We start from the raw sequence: 18712 nt of genomic DNA on the forward strand, positions 1-18712 counted from the left end.
AACAGATGAGTGACGAACGCCGAAAATTTACGCGCGAGAGCGCTGAGCAACGCAAGCTCGATTTGATCGAAGCGACGCTTGAGTTGGTGGCCGAAAAGGGCGTGAGGGGGGCAACTGTGCGGGGTATTGCGGATCGCGCACAGGTGACGCAGGGGCTGATACGTCACTACTTTTCATCAAAGGAAGATCTGATCACAGCGGCCTTTGAGCACCATATGACCCAGATGACCGACCTGACCTTTGCTCCGGTCACGCAGGTTCAGGGCTCCGCTCGTGAGCAGCTACGCGTTTTCGTGCGCTCTTCTTTGATGCCGCCGGTGGTGGATCCGCGATCAATCGCGCTCTGGGCGGGGTTCCTCAACAAAGTGCAGCATGACGCACAGATGAAAGATGTCCACGCCAAGACCTATGTCCATTTTCGTGACCAGCTGGAAGGGTTGATCCGGGCCGCTCTGGAAGAGGCAGATATGCCGACCGAGCCGGAGCAGCTGTACCGGTTAGCCACCGCCTGCAATGGGCTGATTGATGGCTTGTGGATGGAGGGCGGCGCCCTGCCGGAGGCCTTTGCACCCGGAGAGCTATCGCAGATCGGTCTCTATTCGGTTGGCGCCATCATCGGATTGTCCCTAGTCGACTAAGGTCGCTTGGGCGGGGTGCTAGGGCGCGGGGTGCTCTATTTTGGCTGGAAGGCGAAATTTTCGTCAATAGCACTTGGCAATTGTGGCAAGTCTGGCTGGCGTTTTTGTTTGCGGCAGAGGCAGTGGAATGCGCTATTGATAGATGTGATCCTTCTGGGTTCTGCAACTGCGGCAAGACTGTGGCAACAGCCGGGCAGCCGCTTTGGCCATATCCGCAACCTGTGGCTCTGCTGCACTAGTGTACTGATCTGCAAGGGTGTTAACGCGGTGTTAACCAGATCGCCCAAGGGCCCGGACGCGCTGCTAAGCGGTGCAGCGGAGGTTCAGGCGGCCCAGAGCAGGATAGATCAGATGTTTCGACAATTCGTGGCCATGGCCTTTATTTTCATGCTTCCTCTATCAGGGCTGGCTGAGGCGTCTGATCAAGAGGATGTGCGCCGCAAAATTGGCTATGGGTTGATGTTTTCTAATGACCTGTTGGGAGATGGCAAGGACCGCTGGCGGACGGGCTCGCTGACCTCATCGCGTCTCTACGGCCAGGCGCGGCAGGGACAGGCGCCAGGGGGCTTTGGGGAACTGCTGGAGCTGCGGATTCAGGGGCAAATTCTCGCACCTTCCAATCTGCGTGTTGCGGATCCAACGGATCGCCCCTGGGCCGGTGCTTTGACGGTTGAGCTAAACAGCCACATGCAGCGGGGCGCAGCCGAGATTGCATTGGGGGCTGGTCTGGCCATTTTGGGGCCACAGACCCAGTTGGACGAGATGCAGGGATGGCTGCATGATCTCGTGGGCGCGCCACAGCCCTCAACCGCTGTTTTGAACGCTCAGGTTGGCAATAGTTTTAGGCCGTTGGTCTCGGCTGAGGTCGGACGCGAATTCGCCCTATCGGGTCAGGCTGCCCTGCGCCCCTTTGTCGAAGCACGGGCCGGAGACGAGACCTACCTCCGGACCGGTGTGGATTTCACCTACGGGCAGTTGTCACAGGGGTTTTTGGTGCGCGAGAGCGTCACTGGGCAGCGTTATCGTACCATGAAGGGCGAGGCGACAGGTCTGACCCTGACTGCAGGGGCGGATATCACCTATGTGTCAAAATCGGTCTTCTTACCTGAAGCCAGCGGCTACTCCCTGGAGCATAACCGCCATAGGGCTCGTCTGGGTCTGCGCTGGCAGGGGCAACGCGCCTCAGCCTTTTATGGCCTTTCCTATCTGGGCAAGGAGTTTTCATCCCAAAGCGAAGGCCAACTGACGGGCTCGTTGCAGGTGCAATTGAGGTTTTGAAAACACACCCTGCGAAGGGGCCGGGGCTGGGGGTGACTTTGTTCTTTATCTGACCAAGCGACTTTGTTAAGTTTTGGTTAATAAAAAAATAAGAGCAGGCACACAGGCAGATGAAAACGGGCTTTCAGGGCACGTTCGTCATTTCTTGGTCGCAAACAGAAATAGACGGTCTTTGGGCCGCACCGGTCGAGTCTCTCGATGTCGGGGCCGCGTGGTCGTGGCAAGGTGAAGCAGTGCGGGTTGATGGCCCGGCTGAGCTGTTGCGTTTGGGTATGGCGAATGGAGAAACAGAATTGCGACGTCGGGCTGCGCGCTCGGTGCGCAGGTTGGTCGGAGCTGCGGTCCAAAACCGCACGGATCTGCGCAACATTGCGGTAGACGATCCGCTCTTGGACAAGAGCTTTGTTGTGACCAATGGGGTGCAGAGCTACACGGCCACATTGATCGAGGTGAGCGACAGTGCACGGCCACTTTTGATGTTCGTAAATGAAATCCCGCCCAAGGGTGCAGATTTATGGGTGGTGCATCACTCTTTGGGCAGCATTGGTTGTCCCAATGACACTATGCCGGGGCAGCCGGGTAGTGGGGTGATTTGCTTTACGCCGGGAACGCAGATTGCCACCCCCAGCGGGCCACGCCGGATTGAAGAGCTACGTGAGGGCGACCGGGTGCAGACCCGTGACAGCGGTGCACAGGAGATCCAGTGGATCGGTGCGCGGCGGATCAGTGGGGCGCGGCTCTTTGTGGTGCCAAAGTTGCGCCCAGTGCGCATTCGTGCCGGTGCTCTTGGGATTGATCGGCCGGAAAAGGAGCTGTTGGTCTCGCCAGAGCATCGTATGTTGCTGCGGGGGCGTCAGGTGCAGGCTCTCTTTAATACCGACGAGGTACTAGTGGCGGCGCGTGACCTGATCAACGGCCACACGATTACTGCGGATAATTCGGTGCGGGAGGTCACATACATACACTTGTTGCTGAGTTCGCATCAGGTGCTTTGGGCCAATGGCGTGGAAAGCGAGAGCTTTCATCCTGCCAGTGCCTCTATGTCGGCGCTGGATACACAGGATCGAATCCGCTTGGGCGGACTGTTGCCTCAGGTCGAACGCGACCCGATGAGCTATGGCGCCTATGCGCGCCGCAATCTCAGCACCTCTGAGGCGGCGATTTTGATGCATGAGGCCGCTTGAGATTTCCAGTCTGTCAAAAACCCCAAGAAACCAACGCAAGCCCTGTTGACTCTGCTTCTGTTGCGCCTATAAGCGCCACTTCATTGGTGTTGGTGGGCCCCGCAAGGGGATTCCTGTCATAGGCGCGGATCAGATGGTCCAACCCTAAGAGGACAACGCCCTTCATAGTAGCCAACCTGGGCTATGTTCCAAACGAAGGAGAACAGCCGTGACCAAACGCACAGCTGCCAAGTACAAAATTGACCGCCGTATGGGCGAAAACATCTGGGGTCGTCCTAAGTCCCCGGTAAACCGTCGTGAATATGGCCCCGGCCAGCACGGTCAGCGCCGCAAGGGCAAGCTGTCTGACTTTGGTATTCAGCTGCGCGCCAAGCAGAAGCTGAAAGGCTACTACGGCGATATCACCGAGAAGCAATTCCGCCGCATCTACGCCGAAGCTGAGCGTGTAAAAGGCGATACCGGTGAAAACCTGATTGGCCTGCTCGAGCGCCGTCTGGACGCCGTTGTTTACCGTGCAAAGTTCGTTCCTACCGTTTTTGCCGCACGTCAGTTCGTCAACCACGGCCACGTCACCGTCAACGGTAAGCGCGTCAACATCGCCTCCTACCGTGTGAAAGAGGGCGACGTAATCGCAGTACGTGACAAATCCAAGCAACTGGCCGTTCTGCTGGAAGCCGTTGCTCTGCCCGAGCGTGATGTTCCTGATTACATCGAAGCCGATCACTCCAAAATGACCGCCACATTCGTGCGCGCGCCTGGTCTGGCTGATGTGCCTTACCCAGTTGTGATGGAACCAAACCTGGTCGTCGAATTCTACGCCAAGAACTAATCCAATCACCCCTTGGGTTTTGGAGGAAAGGGCTGCCTTTGGGCGGCCCTTTTTGCTTTTGTGATCCTGTTTCCTTCGAGCGCTTTGCCAGTTTGCGGCAGATCAGGGCGCTCTCCCTATGGGGGAGGCTAAGCTTGTGATGTTCCTGAAACGAAAAAGCGGTTGTCTTTTGCGCGGACTCGTCGCTACCGTGAGGTAAAACAGCCGGGCCGCCAAAGAGCTTGGCCTAACGGGAGTGTGAAATGAAACGTCTTTTGACCGGTACAATTGCGGCCATTGTTGTGACCTGCGCCACGGCGCTCAGCGCGGCCCCCTTGAAGCTGCAACCCGCCAACCCACAGCCCTCGGGGCTGAAGCCCGGGCTGGCGGTGCGCTATGCCTATCCGGTGGATGTCAAGAATCTGGTCGAGGCCTCCTCGGCTTTGAAGATCGGCGCGGAACGGGGGCAGCCTCTGGCGGGGTTGGATTATCGCGACACCAACGAGGGCGAGAAAACCCTGACCTCGAAACGTGCTGAACATGTTGTGGCCGGGATCAACGGCTATGTGCATTTTGCCAAGCCGGGTATTCACAATATTGATTTTCTCACCAATGACGGGCTGCGTGCCACGATTGGCGGGCAGGTGGTTGGGCGGTTTGATGGCCGTCAGGCCTGTGACACCACCATCATGAGCGAGGTCGAAGTGCCCTCAGCTGGGTGGTATAAGGTGGATATTCTCTATTTTCAGCGTCTTGGAACAGCCTGCCTGCATATGCGCATGGGGCCAGACGGAAAGCGCCCCCGTTGGATGCCAAATAAGGCCTTTGGCCACTGACCAAGCGACACCTTCCAAGTTTATTGAATTGGTCTGTCTATCCAGGGATATGGACCTGAATAGCAAACCCCTCTTTGGGATCTGGTGGGGCGTAGTGCCTGCAGATTTGTTCGAACTGGGCGCGACTGGGCTGAAACGGATGATCTCCGCGTGCATTGCGGTCCTGTAGGCGCCTCCAGCAGGTCTCTTCATCCACGTCAAGAAGATGCAGTAGCACCTCGACCTCCGCCTGGGCGGCGCAATCTCGCATCCAGATGCGGTGCGCGACAGTGTTTGCTGGGTAGTCCAGTACCACAGACATCCCTGCACCCAAGAGTTGCGATATGTGTGATGTCATGATCTCACGTAGTCGGGCGGAAAACTCAACATAGTGCTGTAGGGTTTGCATTTGCGTGCCGTAAAGGGCGGACAGCCAATCGTCTTCGCTGATGCAAATGGTTTGGGCAGGCTGTGACAGTTTGGCGGCGAGGGTGGATTTTCCGGCTGCAATTCTCCCGCAGATCACATGTAATTTTGGCTGTTGGGATGTCATGAAACGACTGTCCTAATTTGGGGTCACAGGGGGAGGGGGCGCCCTTCGGCAATGGTTTCCATCGCAAAATACGAGGTGACGCTGTCCAGTTCAACGCCGCTGATCAGCCGCTGATAAACCCGGTCATAGCTCCCCATATCCTGGGTCACCACTTTCAGCTGATAGTCATAATCGCCCCCAATGCGATGAAAATCCACCACCTCGGGGATGGTCAGAACATGGCGGCGAAAAGTGTCGAGCCATTCGGCTGAGTGATGCCGGGTGCGCAGCATCACAAAGACCACCAGATCCAATCCCAACTGCCCACGATCCAGACGCATCGTGGAGCCTTGCAGGATCTTTTTGTCAGTCAGGGCCTTCAATCGTCGCCAACAGGCATTTTGTGACAGGCCAACCACATCGGCAAGCTCCCGTTGGGACAGGCCTGCGTTGCGTTGCAAAGCGCGTAAGAGGTCGAGGTCAATCTGATCTACAGAACTGGTCATGGAGAGATCATATGACACAAAAAATGGTGTAATCAATCAGTCAATGGTGGTGATTTCGCGAATATTGCATGGGAAAAGTAACAAAACGCCCATCAGGAGACGCGCGCATGACCTTGGATGCATTCAAAAACGATATCGCTCTGGCCGCAAAAGATGGCAGCTTGGCACGTGGTGTCATTGGCGACGGGATGATGATCCCAGGGGCAGCGGGGGATGTGCCGCTGGTCTATGCAGACTATGTGGCCTCAGGACGGGCTCTGCGTCAGGTGGAGGCGTTTATCGCCGATCACCTGCTGCCCTACTATGCGAACTCCCACACCGAGGCGTCTTTTTGCGGTTCCTACGTGACCCGCATGCGTCATGCCGCGCGGGCAGAGATTGCGCGGCTGACCAACTGTGGGCCAGAGGATGCGGTGATCTTTGCGGGCGCGGGTGCCACTGCCGGGCTCAATCGGCTTGTCAGTCTCTTTGGGGTCAATGAGGCGCGCAACCCGGTGGTTTTTGTGGGTCCCTATGAGCATCACTCGAATATTCTTCCCTGGCGCGAGAGCAAGGCGAAGGTTGTCGAAATTCCAGAAGCCTTGGAAGGTGGTATTGATTTGGGCGCCCTGCAGCGGGCATTGTTGGACCATGCTGGTAGTGATCTGCGGATTGGCAGTTTTTCGGCGGCCTCAAATGTCACGGGTATCCTGACCGACCCGGACCCGATCAGCCGCATGATGCATGCTGCTGGTGGGCTGGTTATTTGGGACTATGCCGGGGGAGGACCCTATTTGCCAATCTCTATGGCTGGTGAGCACGGCGCCCATAAGGATGCGGTGGTGGTTTCTCCCCATAAATTTCCCGGTGGGCCAGGGGCCTCTGGGGTTTTGCTTGTCAACAGCGGGGCTGTGCAGCGGCGTTGCCCCTCCTGGCCCGGTGGTGGCACTGTGAGCTTTGTTTCACCCTGGGGACATGAATACAGCGAGGATCTGGCGGCCCGTGAAGAGGCGGGAACACCAAACGTGATCGGAGATATCCGCGCGGCCCTGGCCCTATTGGTGAAGGAAGCGGTGGGCGAGGCTGAGATCGCCGCCAAGGAGGCCCGGTTTGCCGAAATGGCGCGTGCAGGCTGGGCTGATAATCCGCAGCTCACGCTGCTGGGGCACGCCTCTGCGCATCGTCTGCCGATCTTCTCTTTTACTGTTACAGGGGCATCGGGGGCGCCGGTGCATCAGCAACTCTTTACCCGGATGTTGAGCGACCACTACGGAATTCAGGCGCGCGGTGGTTGTGCTTGTGCTGGCCCCTATGCGCATCGCCTGTTGGATATTGACCGGGCAGAGTCTGACGCTCTGTTTGCAGCGCTTCAGTCGGGCAAAGAGCTGCAAAAGCCCGGCTGGGTTCGGCTCAACTTTTCTTATCTGATGTCAGAGGAGACGGCGCAGTACATCATCGACAGCGTAAACGACCTGTGCCTGCGGGCGGAGGCCTTGGCCCAGACTTATCTCGCGGACCCCAAGACCGCGCGCTTTCAGCCGCGCGCGGCTTGACCGGGCTGCCGAACCTGGCCCAAAGGGGAAAGCGCAGGCGAAATCCACCATGACAGGGCGGTGAAATCTATGGCAGAGTGACGGTGTTATTTGTTCTGTTATTTGGTCGGAGCCTTGTTATGGCACTTAATTTGTCGGCCCCTGTCGGGGATAAAAACCGTATTACGAAACCTGACGCCAAGTCTGGCGAAGGCAAGTTCAAACCTGTCAAAAACGCGGGCGCAGATGTCGAACTGGTGCGTTTGATGCTCAAGGCGAATGGCTTTAGCAATATCGCCATTTCACAAAAATGCGACGCCAGCCTGATCAAGGATATTCGTAGTTTCCAGAAAAAGTCGCTCGGTTTCAAAAAACCAGACGGAATCGTTGACCCTGGCATGCGCACCTGGAAGGCGGGCCTGGCCAAACTGCAGGCGATGATCGCGAACGATCAAAAGGTCTCTGTCTACGAGGTCAAGGAAGAGGGCAAGACCAAGCAGGTCGAGATGCGCGAGTTTGAGGCCGGAGAAAAGGCGCTCAAACATGAGATCCTGTCCAAGGCCAATATGATGCTGGGCCAGGCGGAGTGTTGGGTGGATTTCTGCAATGACGTGGAAAAAACCCGTCAGGCTGAAGACGGCATGATGATGGCGATCGCTGAATTTACCATGTCGACGCTGAACGACAATACCGATCCTCCCTGGACCCCGATCTTGAATGCGCGCTCTGAGGCTGGCAGCCTGAAAGCCCTAGTGAGCCGCTCCAAGCCGGACTGGGCCAAGGTACAAAAGCAGGATGCCAAGGCCACGCGGGTCTATAACACCGGGCAAAAGGCCTTTGACAAATTCATCAAGGCGCGCATTGGCACCGCAAGTAAGGCGGTCTTTACCCTGGAAATTGTGCGCGAGACCTCCTTTACGGTGATCGAAGTCTATGCGACCGCGCGCCTGGTTGCGACCAAGGGCATGAACCCTGTCAAAGCCCATGCGATTGCAGCGGCGGGCACCGAGGCGATGAAATCCAGCGCCGGGCAGTTTGGCGAATATCTGGCGGGCAACAAAGTCACCTGGGAAGGGGCGGCCAAGAAGGTTGCGCTGGACACGATGTTTGCCGGGGCCGCAGGGGCTGCGGGCGGTAAACTGAGCGGCACCTTTCTGAAAGGCATTGCGACCAAGGTGGCGGCCCAGCTGCCCTCAAAGATGTTTCAGACTTTCTCACAAAAGTCGCTGACTTTGTTTATGGAGAAGGTCTTTAGCACCGGTGTCGGTGCCGAAATGGTCAAAAATGCCGCCAAAGAAGCGATCATGCTGTTCAAGCCTTTGGTGGAAAAGGGGCGCGCACCGAACCAGAAAGAATTTACAGATGCGGTGGTCAAGGTGCTCTCGGGCGGGATCATGGCTTCTGGGCCGATGAAGGCGGTGTCTGGTTTTGGTTCCAGCTACCTGGCCAATTCGCAGAGCTTTCTGGCGCAAAAACTGATCCCACGGGCGATGGATCCGGTTTGGAAGGGGGATCTGATCAAGAAATACGGCGCCGATGCGGTGGAAGAGTTTGCCAAAAAGCACGGCCCCGCGATCTATGCAGAAGTGGCAGGGGCTTTGCAGGACAAGGTCTTTGTGGCCTTTGCCAATAAAGCTCTGGAAGGCTCTGATGGCTCGCAGTCTGCCAAGGTTTTGCAAAAAACCATGGAGGAGGCGATGCGCAAGGATGCAAATCTGCGCAAAGATCTCACTGCCATGGTTGAGAAAAAGGCCGATGCCAAACTGAAGAAATTGCAAAAGGCCAAGTGAGCACACTGGGCTAGCAACCCGGTTAGGTGGGGTGGTTTTGCAATTTCGACCCCTGCCTCCCGTTCCTGTGGTAATTGCGCAGGCGCAGTAATCTTGCCGCTTTCCCATTGGCTTGCGCCTCGCTATTACGAGGGGGAACCAAGGAGCCTAAAGTATGACCCAGATTACGCCGCAGCCCGGTATTATGGATATCGCTCTCTATCAGGGCGGCGCGGCCCACGTGGCGGGGGTGAGCAATACAGTCAAGCTCTCCTCCAATGAAAACCCACTGGGGCCTAGCCCACTTGCGATTGCAGCCATGCAAGAGGCAGCGGCGAATATGCATCGCTATCCCAGCTCTGATCATCAGGCCCTGCGCCAAGCGATTGGGGATGTGGAGGGGCTAAACCCCGAGCAGATCATTTGTGGCGCGGGCAGTGATGAGATTATTGCGTTTCTCTGCCAATGTTATGCCGGCCCAGGGGATGAGGTGCTCTATACCGAGCACGGCTTTGCGATGTATCGCATCAGCGCTCTGGCGGCGGGTGCAACCCCGGTTGAGGTTAAGGAACGCGAACGGGTGACCGATGTGGATGCTTTGCTGGCCGGGTGTACGGATCGTACCAAACTGGTGTTTATCGCCAATCCCAACAATCCCACGGGCACGATGATTTCCGCGGCCGAGGTCGCGCGTCTGGCAGATGGCCTGCCCATGGGGGCGCTATTGGTGCTGGATGGGGCCTATGCGGAATATGTCGAGGGCTTTGACGCAGGTGCTGCCCTCATCAACGCGCGCAGCAATGTCTTCATGACGCGTACCTTTTCCAAAATTTTCGGCTTGGGGGGCGCGCGTATTGGTTGGGGCTATGGGCCTGCAGAGATCGTGGATGTGCTGAACCGGGTGCGGGGGCCGTTTAATGTCTCCTCTACCGCTCTGGCCGGAGCCGAAGCGGCCGTACGTGACCGCGCCTATATCGATCATTGCCGCGCTGAAAACGCCAAATGGCGCAGCTGGCTGGCGGCGGCTTTGGCAGAGCTGGGGGTGGCTTCGGATACCTCCTGCACCAATTTCATCCTGGCGCGCTTTGCGACCCAGGCCGAAGCCGAAGCCTGCGATGTCTTTCTGCAGGGACAGGGCCTGATCGTGCGCCGGGTTGCTGGCTATAATCTGCCCACGGCCTTGCGGATCACAATTGGCGATGAAGCGGCTTGTCGTCGTTTGATCGCGGCCATCTCAGAGTTCAAGTCACAGCGGGCTGCCACATGAGCAATGTCATCTATAACCGCGTCGCTTTGATTGGCTTGGGGCTGATTGCCTCTTCGATGTTCTGGGCGATGAAACGTGCGGGCCTTGCGGGGGAAGTCACCGGCTATGCCCGCAGTGCCGAGACGCGGGACACCGCGCGGCGCATCGGCCTTTGTGATCGCATTTGTGACAGTGCCGCCGAAGCGGTCGAGGGTGCTGACCTCGTGGTGCTTTGCGTTCCTGTTGGCGCCATGGGAGCGGTCATGGGAGAGATTGGCCCCGTGTTGAAACCTGGCGCGACTGTCTCTGATGTGGGCTCAGTCAAGGCTCATGTGATCGAAGCTGTCACGCCACATATCCCAAAAGGCGTGCATTTTGTGCCGGCACACCCCTTGGCGGGCACCGAACATTCTGGTCCCGAGGCGGGCTTTGCCGAGTTGTTTGACAACCGCTGGAGCCTGTTGGTGCCAGTGGAAGGCAGCGATCGTACCGCTGTTGATCAGCTGCGTGCTCTTTGGGAGGGCATGGGCGCCAATGTTGATGAAATGGACGCCGATCATCATGACCTGGTCCTTGCAGTGACCAGCCATGCCCCGCATCTCATTGCCTATACCATGGTTGGCGTGGCCGATGATCTGCGACGGGTGACAGATAGTGAAGTGATCAAATACTCGGCTGCTGGTTTTCGCGATTTTACCCGAATTGCCGCCTCAGATCCGACCATGTGGCGCGATGTATTCTTGACCAATAAGGAGGCAACGCTGGAAATTCTGGGTCGCTTTACCGAGGAGCTTTTTGCGTTGCAGCGGGCTATTCGCACGGGGGACGGGGACCACCTGCATGATTATTTTACCCGCACGCGTGCCATTCGGCGTGGTATTATTGAAGCCGGGCAGGATACTGCTGCGCCCGACTTTGGACGGGCTCATAAATCATGATCAGTCAGGGGGTGCTTCGCGTCAGGATCTGCACATGGTGGATCGCGGGCCTGCTCTGTGGGGCGGGCATTGCGCCGCTGCAGGCCTCTGCCCCCGAGGTCTCCCTGCGTCCTGTTGATCGCCCCGCTTTCAGTGCAGTGGCCTCAGGGGAAGGGGTGCTGCAGTCATCGGTCGCGGCCCTGGTCGAGCTGGAACAGGAGCACGGATCGCGGCAATCCGGCCTGCGCCCCATTCAGCGCCCGGTTTCCGCCCAGATCCTGGCGGCAACTGCTCTGCCGAAGGATCTGCTGCCCAGTGCCCTTGATCAATCTCTGGTGCCATTTGTGCGCCCGGATACCATCGCAGAGCAGGCCTTGTTCAAACGTCGCCGCTTGCGCAGGGGGGCTGTTTGTGGAGATGTCGAAATCCAAGGCAAGGTCATCGGCGGCGTGGTAGCGACAATGCCGGGCTGCGGTGCAAAGGATGCCGTGCAGGTGACCTCGGTCGCAGGGGTCAGGCTCAGCCAGCCATCGGTGATGACCTGCGAAACAGCTGAAGCGTTGAAGCGCTGGGTGTCCAAAGATGTAGAGACCGCATTTGGCCGCCGCAATAAGGTGGTGAGCCTGCGCGTTGCGGCACACTATGCATGTCGGACCCGCAACAATCGTCCCGGTGGGCGCATCTCGGAACATGGCCGTGGCAAGGCCATCGATATTTCAGGTTTTAAACTGGAAGACGGTACGCTGGTAACTGTGCTCGAGGGTTGGACGGACCGCAAAACCCGCAAACCCATGGCTCGGATCTGGAAAGCCGCCTGCGGCCCCTTTGGCACCGTCCTGGGGCCGGAGTCTGATCGCTATCACCGCGATCATTTCCATCTGGATGTGGCGCGCCATCGCGGCGGGGCCTACTGCCGCTAGGCGGGGCTCAGCGTTCTGGGGGTGCGGGCGTCATGTCGCGGTCGGCTTAATCTTCGGCCTTATCCTGGGCGCAACCGCCTCGCGTTTCCGGCCTAGTGCTTGGCCCAACTGAGGCGTGCCAGTCATTGCGCAATAATGGCCCAGACCAGGCGGCAGCCCCCCTTTTTCCATCGAAATAGCAGAGCGTCCTTGCGATCTTGGCGATCTTGACGTGCTGTCAGCGCAGAACCAATCGTGGCGCAGTTCCAATTGGCAAAGGGCCTGCCCAGATTTGCCCGCGTTGAAAGCGCAGGGTCGTGTCGATCTTTTCCTCTGCTCCGGTTCCGGTGGAAAACAGGGCGAGTATTTTTTCGGCTCCGGTCCGTGTGCTTGGCGGCAGGAGGCTCAACCGCTCTGCAAGGTCCAGAATCCCGCGCCAGTTTTCCACCCGCAATGTCAGTTCACCACTGATCCGCCCCAGATCATCAACCGCCAGTTCCCCGGCTGAACGAAACAGCATATCCCCCCACTGGGCCTCGGCCAGATCCAGGCTGATCTTGCGGGGCTGTGGCCGTCGCAGTTCTATTGCCCGTCGGTCCCAGGGCGTGTCAAAAGTCAGCTCGGCGGCGATCTGCAAGGTGCTAAACTGAGGTGACAGATCATCCTTCAGCAGGTTTAGTCCACCAAAACCAACCCGCAGAAGGCCACTGGGGGAAACTCCCTGTGCGTTTGCGCTAAGTTGATAGTGCTCTGGCTGGGCCAGCTGACGCATCTCCAGCGACAAACCCTGCGCCTGCCAGAGAGCGCCGCTGCTGTCACTGATCTGCCAGGCGTGACTGGTGAGGGAGAGCTGCTCCAGTTCGAGCGCCAGCCCTGGTGCCAGCTGTAGCTCGGCCTGCATATTCTCTGCCACCAGACTACGGGTCTGATCAAACAGAGAAAACCGCTGCGGGGTAGGCGCGAAGCGCAGGCTTTGGGCGCCAGGCCAAAGTGCCGGGCTGTCAAATTCAATCCAGTCTGCGCTCCAGGCGACCCCGGTGCCAGGGTCCGCAAGCTGAGGCTGCTCCAAGTGCGTGACATGTCGCGTGGGAAACCCTGACGTTGTCATCGGGCCGTAGGCGACGTGCCAGCCCTGGCGTTGCTGTTCGCTAAACCAGGCTTCAAAGCCGCTGCGCAGCCCCCAGGCGGCCACGCCCCAGTACACGATCCAGATTGCAGCCCCAAGGCTAAACCATTTCAGCAGTCGCATTCTGCAAAGACCCTCTTTTTCTAGCCCGCATTTTGCTGTTTATAGGCGACGGATAAAAAGGGCCATAGATCATGACAATGTGGGTTTTCGGATATGGATCGCTGCTGTGGAACCCAGGGTTCCCTGTTGCGCGGCGCGAGGTTGCAACCCTGCAAGGCTATGCGCGCTCCTTCTGCATGACCTCAATCCATCACCGGGGCAGCGTAGAGGCGCCAGGACTGGTGTTGGCCCTGGATGAGATCGAGGGGGCCCACTGTAAGGGGTTGGCACTGGCTGTGGCCGCTGGCGAAGAAACCCAGACCCTTGCTTACCTGCGAGAGCGGGAACTGATCTCCTCTGCCTATCTCGAACGCGACCTCATTGTCGCGCTGCAAAGCGGCGAGGAAGTTCAGGCTGTGACCTATGTGATCGACCCGCATCACGCGCAATACTGCGGCGGCATGGCCCTGGAACAACAGGCGCAGATCATCGCCACGGCGGTGGGCGGACGCGGCCCCAATACCGAATATCTGTACAATACTGCTGAACATCTGAGCGAGATTGGCCTTGGGGACGCCGAACTGGAGTGGTTGATGGCGCGAGTGCGGCAAATAACGGCATAAAGCCTTGGTGCTTTTGTCTCTTTGGTTCTAAGATCCGGTTGAAAAGACGCCAAGAACTGACAGGATCGCACCGAATATGGCCCAAACAGACCGCAAGACTAGGCCGCAGTTTTCGCAACCGGTCCGACAAATCATCCTGATGTTGATCGCGCTTGGCCTTGCTGGCTTTGGCATCTTTGTTGCCCTGCCCAAGGTACTACCGGTCTTTCAGGCCAATCCTTGGCTCAATGGCTTTATTGTCATCGTTTTTGTCATCGGCGTTCTGTCCTGTTTTTGGCAGGTGCTGCAGCTGATCGGCTCTGTGCGCTGGATTGAAAGCTTTGCCTCCGGAGGTAGCCGAGGAGACAAGCGTGCTCCCTCGCTACTGGCGCCCTTGGCGGCATTGTTGCGCTCGCGCGCCGCGCGGATGCAGCTGGGATCTTCGTCGACACGTTCGATCCTGGATTCCGTGGCACAGCGCGTGGATGAAGAACGCGAGATCACCCGCTATATCGTCAACCTTCTGATCTTCCTCGGGCTTTTGGGGACATTCTACGGGCTGGCAACAACGGTTCCTGCGGTGGTGGATACCATCCGCAGCCTGGCCCCACAGGAGGGCGAAGAAAGCATCGCCGTGTTCAATCGCCTCATGACCGGGCTAGAGGCCCAGCTGGGCGGCATGGGGGTGGCCTTTGCCTCTTCATTGCTCGGCCTGGCAGGGTCGTTGATTGTGGGTCTGTTGGAGCTGTTTGCCGGTCATGGCCAAAACCGATTCTATCGCGAGCTGGAGGAGTGGCTGTCTTCGTTCACTCGGGTGAGCTTTTCTTCTGGGGAAGAGGGCAGCAGCGGTGGCGAGACGGGGGTCGTATCCGAAGTGCTGGACACGATGGCGGAGCAGATGGATGCTCTGCAGGCGATGTTTGCCCAAAATGCTGCCAGCCGCGCTGAGATCGACAACAAGCTCTCGCAATTGGTGGATGTGATCACCGACATGAACACACGACAGGATCAGGCGACGAGCATTGCCAATGCTTTGGAGCGTGTTGCTGTGGGGCAGGAGACCCTGACCGAGATCATGCGGGCCCACGGTGATGTTGGCATGGACGCGGAAAGCCGTATGAGACTGCGCTCTATTGATGTGCAGATGCTGCGCATTCTGGAAGAGATTTCTGCAGGTCGGCAGGAAAGCCTGGCTGAGCTGCGCAAGGATATCGATCTCATGGTCAAGGCCTTTGCTGTGCCTCGGGGCCGGGGCCGCCAGGTGCCAGAAGCTGCAGCGAATCCAGCCACCTCTGATTTCTTGCAGGGTGAGGACTAGACCATGGCCCTGTCGCGGCGCAGCGGGCAGCGATTCCAAAACTCGATCTGGCCCGGCTTTGTCGATGCCATGACTGGCCTGCTTCTGGTACTGATGTTCCTGTTGACCATTTTTATGGTGGTCCAATTTGTCCTGCGTGAGACCATCACAGGCCAGGAAAGCGAGCTGGATGAGCTGTCGTCTGAGGTGCAGGCGCTGGCCAATGCGCTGGGATTAGAGGAACGCGATAACAGTCGTCTCAACGCCCGGCTTGGCGCGCTCAGCTCGACCCTTTCTACCACTCAGGACGATTTGGCACAGGCACAGAACGCGCTGGACCAGCAACGCGCGGTGATTGCCGGGCTTACGGCAGAGCGCGACCAGCAGCAGACAGAACTCGCGCAGGCACAAAGCCAGATCACCGCCTTTGAAGCACAGGTTGCGGCATTTGTCGCCGGGCGCGATGCGGCCCAGGCGCAGATTGCCGAGCTAACCAAGAATCGTGACGCTTTGGAAGCGGAACGCACGACGCTGTTGAGCGAGGCAGAAGCGATGAACCTGGCCCTGGCACAGGCCCGCCAGGAAATTGATGTCGGCGCTGAAAATGCCCGCCTCGCGGCTGCCAAACGCGAGGCATTGGAGGCATTGATTGCGGATCTCGAGGCAGAAGGAGATCTGCAGGCCGGTGAGTTGGCTGAGTTGAATGCCCAGTTGAGCGCAGAAGAAGAGGCTCGCCTAGTCGAGGCCGCCGCCGCCGAAGCCCTACGGGCGCGCCTGGAGACGGCAGATGCCGAACTCACGGCGATGACCCTTTCGTTGGAACGTCAGCGGCAAGAGGCGGAGGATACTCTGACGCTCTTGGCGGCCGCCCAGCAAGCCAAGGAAAGGCTTAACGAAGATCTGGAGCGGGCCCTGGCAACGCTGGAGGCCGCCAAGGCGCAGACCCTCCAGCGTGATGAGCTGGCAGAACGTTTGACGCGGGTGCTGGCGCAGATGCAGGTCTCGCAATCCGCCGCCGAGGGGCGCGTGGCAGCCTTGGAGATCGAGCTCAACCGTCTGCGTGCAGATAGCACCTCTACGCAGGAGGTTCTGAACAATGAGCTAGAAGGGGCCCGCCGACTGGCCGCCGAAAACAAGGCGGCGTTAGAGGCGGAGCTGGCGCGGCAACGGGCTGCCAATGTGGAGACCGAAACACAATATCAGAGCGAGCTGGCAACCCTTCAAACGCAGCACGCCGAAGCCGTTTTGACTCTGGAACAGCAACTGGCAGCGCAACGCGCCGAGGCGGATGAGGCCCAGCGTCAGGTGGAAACCCAGCTCGCCCGGCTGCAGGCGGATGCGGCCTCGGTAATGTCGGGGCTCGAAGCGGAGTTATTGCAGGCGCAAAACGAGCTGGCGGCGGCGCGCAGTGCGGCCAGTTCTACCGCCGAGGAACGCGCCTCAGTCGAATTGCGCCTGCTGGAAGCGCTGGATGCATTGGAGAATGCGCAAGCGGCCGCCAGCGATCAGGCGGTTTTGCAGCAGCGGCTTTTGGCGGCTTTGAATGCCCAGCAAGACGCAGAGGCTGGCGCTGAAAAGGATCGCAGCCTAGCGCAGGAACGGGCCGCGCTTTTGGCGCAGGCACAGGCCGCTTTGTCGGATCAGAAAACTGTCTCTGCTGAGGCACAGCGCGAGACCGCATTGCTGAACCAACAGGTGGCGGCCCTGCGCGAACAATTGGGCGGGTTGCAGGCTATTCTTGATGATTACCAAGCACGAGATGACGCGCAGCAGGTACAGTTGCAAAACCTCGGCCAGGATTTGAACTCGGCGCTGGCTCGGGCTGCCTCGGAAGAGCGCCGCCGCCGTTTGCTGGAGGAAAGCGAACGTAAACGGCTGGAGGCTGAGGCGGCAGAACTGGCCAGCAAGGCCGAGAGCCTGGAGACCAAAGCCCAGGACCTGGAGCGTTACCGCTCTGAATTCTTTGGCCGTCTGCGGAATCTTCTGGGCAGCCAGGAGGGGGTCCGGATCGAGGGCGACCGCTTCGTCTTTGCCTCTGAGGTGCTGTTTGCCTCCGGTAGCGCAGATCTGTCGCGCGCAGGTGAGGGTGAGGTGGCCAAGGTGGCGCAGATTCTGCAATCCGTTGCGGCTGAAATCCCACCAGAGCTGAACTGGATCATCCGGGTGGATGGGCACACAGACAATACCGCCATGGCTGGCAGCGAAAAATACAGTGATAACTGGGAGCTGAGCCAGGGCAGGGCGCTGTCGGTGGTGCGCTTTATGATCGAAAACCTCGGCATTGCACCGGATCGCCTGGCGGCTAATGGCTTTGGTGAGTTCCAGCCGGTGAATACAGATGACACGCCGGAGGCGCGTGCCCAGAACCGCCGTATTGAGTTGAAATTCACAGAACGCTGACTTGCTGGCAAGCCGAATTGAGGCAGGCAAAACGACGCCACGCGCGCCTTCAGGCCAGGCCAAAATTAGACATGGACGGACTCTGGGGGGGATTTACCTAAGGTCGATCACTTGTTCGATGCGGTCAATTTCGTCGTCATCGCGCAGCAATACGGCTAGCGCGGTATAACGGCCATAATCCCAAGACTTGTTCCGTAGGCGCTTACCTGAGGCTCGGAAAAACTGTGCCTGATCGCGCTCTAATGTGATCTCGTGGACGGAGAACACTCCAGTAGGACCAGAGATGGACAGGCGCACTCGGTCGCCTTTCTGGCCGCCAAAGGCATAGGCCCAAAACACCAGGGCCGGGGATTTGGTGGTGAGGCGAGCACCTGAGGCAGCACCGGATTTGATCGCTTGGAACTCAGGAACTTGGGTGGAGAACCCCGCGCCGAGGAACCCGCCGGGCTGATAGGGCGGGGTATCCGCCCAGAGGCTTTCTGTGCTGGGGCTTTCTGCATCTTGTGTGCGGTTACAGGCTAGGCGCCCGTCGGGGGCAAAGGGATCCACGACATTGCCGTTCTGGCGCAGCGATAGGTGCAGGTGTGGGAATTGTGTCTTTCCAGACAGCCCGACCTCGCCCAAGGGGGTGCCCGCCTCAATCTGTTGCCCGTTTTGGACCCGGACAGAACCCTGTTTTAGATGGCAATACTGTGTCTCCCAGCCATCTGCATGACGTATAACAACGCCATTGCCACATTCACGCCCCTTCAGTACTTCGGCGTTTTCCTCGGTGGCGTAGGCATCGGGCATGGTGTCGCGCAGCCCTCGTACCACACCAGGCGCAGCGGCACGGACGGTGACGCCAGCCGCCATATCACGCAGATAGGGCAGGGCGATATCGGTGCCCTTATGGCCTGAGTAACTTAGTCCCTGGCATTGATAATCCTGGGCGCCGGGGCCAGGAATATGATCGACATACTGTTGGATATGGCAGGTTTCGCCAAGGCGGCAATCCACAGGCCACTGCAAGGTGAAATCGCTCGCCACGGCAGGGGCCGTGACGAGCGAGAGGAGGAGTGCTCCAATTGGCAGACGCATAA

At 58.6% G+C, this 18712-nt stretch carries 17 protein-coding genes; 13 read left to right on the forward strand and 4 right to left on the reverse strand.

Translation table 11 applies throughout. The features are described from left to right. Nucleotides 1-5: 5 nt before the first annotated feature. From MED193_RS19410 to MED193_RS19430, 5 genes are all read left to right on the forward strand, one after another. Nucleotides 6-638, forward strand: a complete 633-nt coding sequence (locus MED193_RS19410; protein WP_009811483.1) for a TetR/AcrR family transcriptional regulator — start codon at nucleotides 6-8, stop codon at nucleotides 636-638. 351 nt (nucleotides 639-989) lie between these two features. Beyond that, nucleotides 990-1916, forward strand: a complete 927-nt coding sequence (locus MED193_RS19415; protein WP_039966435.1) for a lipid A-modifier LpxR family protein — start codon at nucleotides 990-992, stop codon at nucleotides 1914-1916. 110 nt (nucleotides 1917-2026) lie between these two features. Further along, nucleotides 2027-3100, forward strand: a complete 1074-nt coding sequence (locus MED193_RS19420) for a Hint domain-containing protein (protein WP_009811485.1) — start codon at nucleotides 2027-2029, stop codon at nucleotides 3098-3100. A gap of 208 nt (nucleotides 3101-3308) precedes the next feature. Beyond that, entirely contained in the window at nucleotides 3309-3929 is a 621-nt protein-coding gene (rpsD, locus tag MED193_RS19425) for a 30S ribosomal protein S4 (protein ID WP_009811487.1), read from the forward strand. A 242-nt stretch (nucleotides 3930-4171) separates the two neighbouring features. Further along, nucleotides 4172-4744 (forward strand): hypothetical protein, encoded by a 573-nt coding sequence (locus MED193_RS19430; RefSeq protein WP_009811488.1) that lies wholly within the window; start codon nucleotides 4172-4174, stop codon nucleotides 4742-4744. 37 nt (nucleotides 4745-4781) lie between these two features. Here the strand turns inward: MED193_RS19430 and MED193_RS19435 are convergent, their stop codons facing one another. Both MED193_RS19435 and MED193_RS19440 read right to left on the reverse strand, forming a co-directional pair. Beyond that, a complete protein-coding gene (locus MED193_RS19435; RefSeq protein ID WP_009811489.1) occupies nucleotides 4782-5276 on the reverse strand; it encodes an ATP-binding protein in 495 nt (164 codons plus the stop codon). Between the two features lie 23 nt (nucleotides 5277-5299). Beyond that, nucleotides 5300-5761, reverse strand: coding sequence for an Lrp/AsnC family transcriptional regulator (locus MED193_RS19440; RefSeq protein WP_009811490.1), 462 nt, complete (start codon nucleotides 5759-5761; stop codon nucleotides 5300-5302). Nucleotides 5762-5868: 107 nt separating this feature from the next. Between MED193_RS19440 and MED193_RS19445 the strand changes: the two genes are divergently transcribed. From MED193_RS19445 to MED193_RS19465, 5 genes are all read left to right on the forward strand, one after another. Next, nucleotides 5869-7293, forward strand: a complete 1425-nt coding sequence (locus MED193_RS19445) for an aminotransferase class V-fold PLP-dependent enzyme (RefSeq protein WP_009811491.1) — start codon at nucleotides 5869-5871, stop codon at nucleotides 7291-7293. 119 nt (nucleotides 7294-7412) lie between these two features. Next, nucleotides 7413-9062: a peptidoglycan-binding protein gene (locus MED193_RS19450; protein WP_009811492.1), complete on the forward strand. Its 1650-nt coding sequence runs from the start codon at nucleotides 7413-7415 to the stop codon at nucleotides 9060-9062. A 154-nt stretch (nucleotides 9063-9216) separates the two neighbouring features. Then, on the forward strand, nucleotides 9217-10308 hold the full coding sequence (hisC, locus tag MED193_RS19455; RefSeq protein ID WP_009811493.1) for a histidinol-phosphate transaminase: 1092 nt from the start codon (nucleotides 9217-9219) through the stop codon (nucleotides 10306-10308). Continuing rightward, a complete protein-coding gene (locus tag MED193_RS19460) occupies nucleotides 10305-11225 on the forward strand; it encodes a prephenate/arogenate dehydrogenase family protein (RefSeq protein ID WP_009811494.1) in 921 nt (306 codons plus the stop codon). The genes hisC and MED193_RS19460 overlap by 4 nt, the downstream gene beginning before the upstream one ends. Next, nucleotides 11222-12124, forward strand: coding sequence for an extensin family protein (locus MED193_RS19465; protein ID WP_009811495.1), 903 nt, complete (start codon nucleotides 11222-11224; stop codon nucleotides 12122-12124). The genes MED193_RS19460 and MED193_RS19465 overlap by 4 nt, the downstream gene beginning before the upstream one ends. Before the next feature lie 217 nt (nucleotides 12125-12341). On the opposite strand, the gene MED193_RS19470 is transcribed toward MED193_RS19465, so the two are convergent. Continuing rightward, complete coding sequence (locus MED193_RS19470) at nucleotides 12342-13352, reverse strand: DUF2125 domain-containing protein (protein WP_009811496.1); 1011 nt, start codon at nucleotides 13350-13352, stop codon at nucleotides 12342-12344. A gap of 71 nt (nucleotides 13353-13423) precedes the next feature. On the opposite strand from MED193_RS19470, the gene MED193_RS19475 reads away from it, so the two are divergent. From MED193_RS19475 to MED193_RS19485, 3 genes are all read left to right on the forward strand, one after another. Beyond that, the gene (locus MED193_RS19475) at nucleotides 13424-13954 is read left to right on the forward strand and encodes a gamma-glutamylcyclotransferase (RefSeq protein ID WP_039966436.1); all 531 of its coding nucleotides are present in this window, start codon (nucleotides 13424-13426) and stop codon (nucleotides 13952-13954) included. A 76-nt stretch (nucleotides 13955-14030) separates the two neighbouring features. Next, nucleotides 14031-15251, forward strand: a complete 1221-nt coding sequence (locus MED193_RS19480) for a hypothetical protein (protein ID WP_009811498.1) — start codon at nucleotides 14031-14033, stop codon at nucleotides 15249-15251. 3 nt (nucleotides 15252-15254) lie between these two features. After that, nucleotides 15255-17630, forward strand: a complete 2376-nt coding sequence (locus MED193_RS19485; protein WP_009811499.1) for a peptidoglycan -binding protein — start codon at nucleotides 15255-15257, stop codon at nucleotides 17628-17630. A gap of 93 nt (nucleotides 17631-17723) precedes the next feature. Here the strand turns inward: MED193_RS19485 and MED193_RS19490 are convergent, their stop codons facing one another. Further along, entirely contained in the window at nucleotides 17724-18710 is a 987-nt protein-coding gene (locus tag MED193_RS19490) for a M23 family metallopeptidase (RefSeq protein WP_009811500.1), read from the reverse strand. Nucleotides 18711-18712: the final 2 nt, after the last annotated feature.

Origin of the sequence: Roseobacter sp. MED193 (assembly GCF_000152965.1) — a bacterium.
In the GTDB taxonomy this organism is placed as follows: Bacteria; Pseudomonadota; Alphaproteobacteria; order Rhodobacterales; family Rhodobacteraceae; genus Pseudophaeobacter.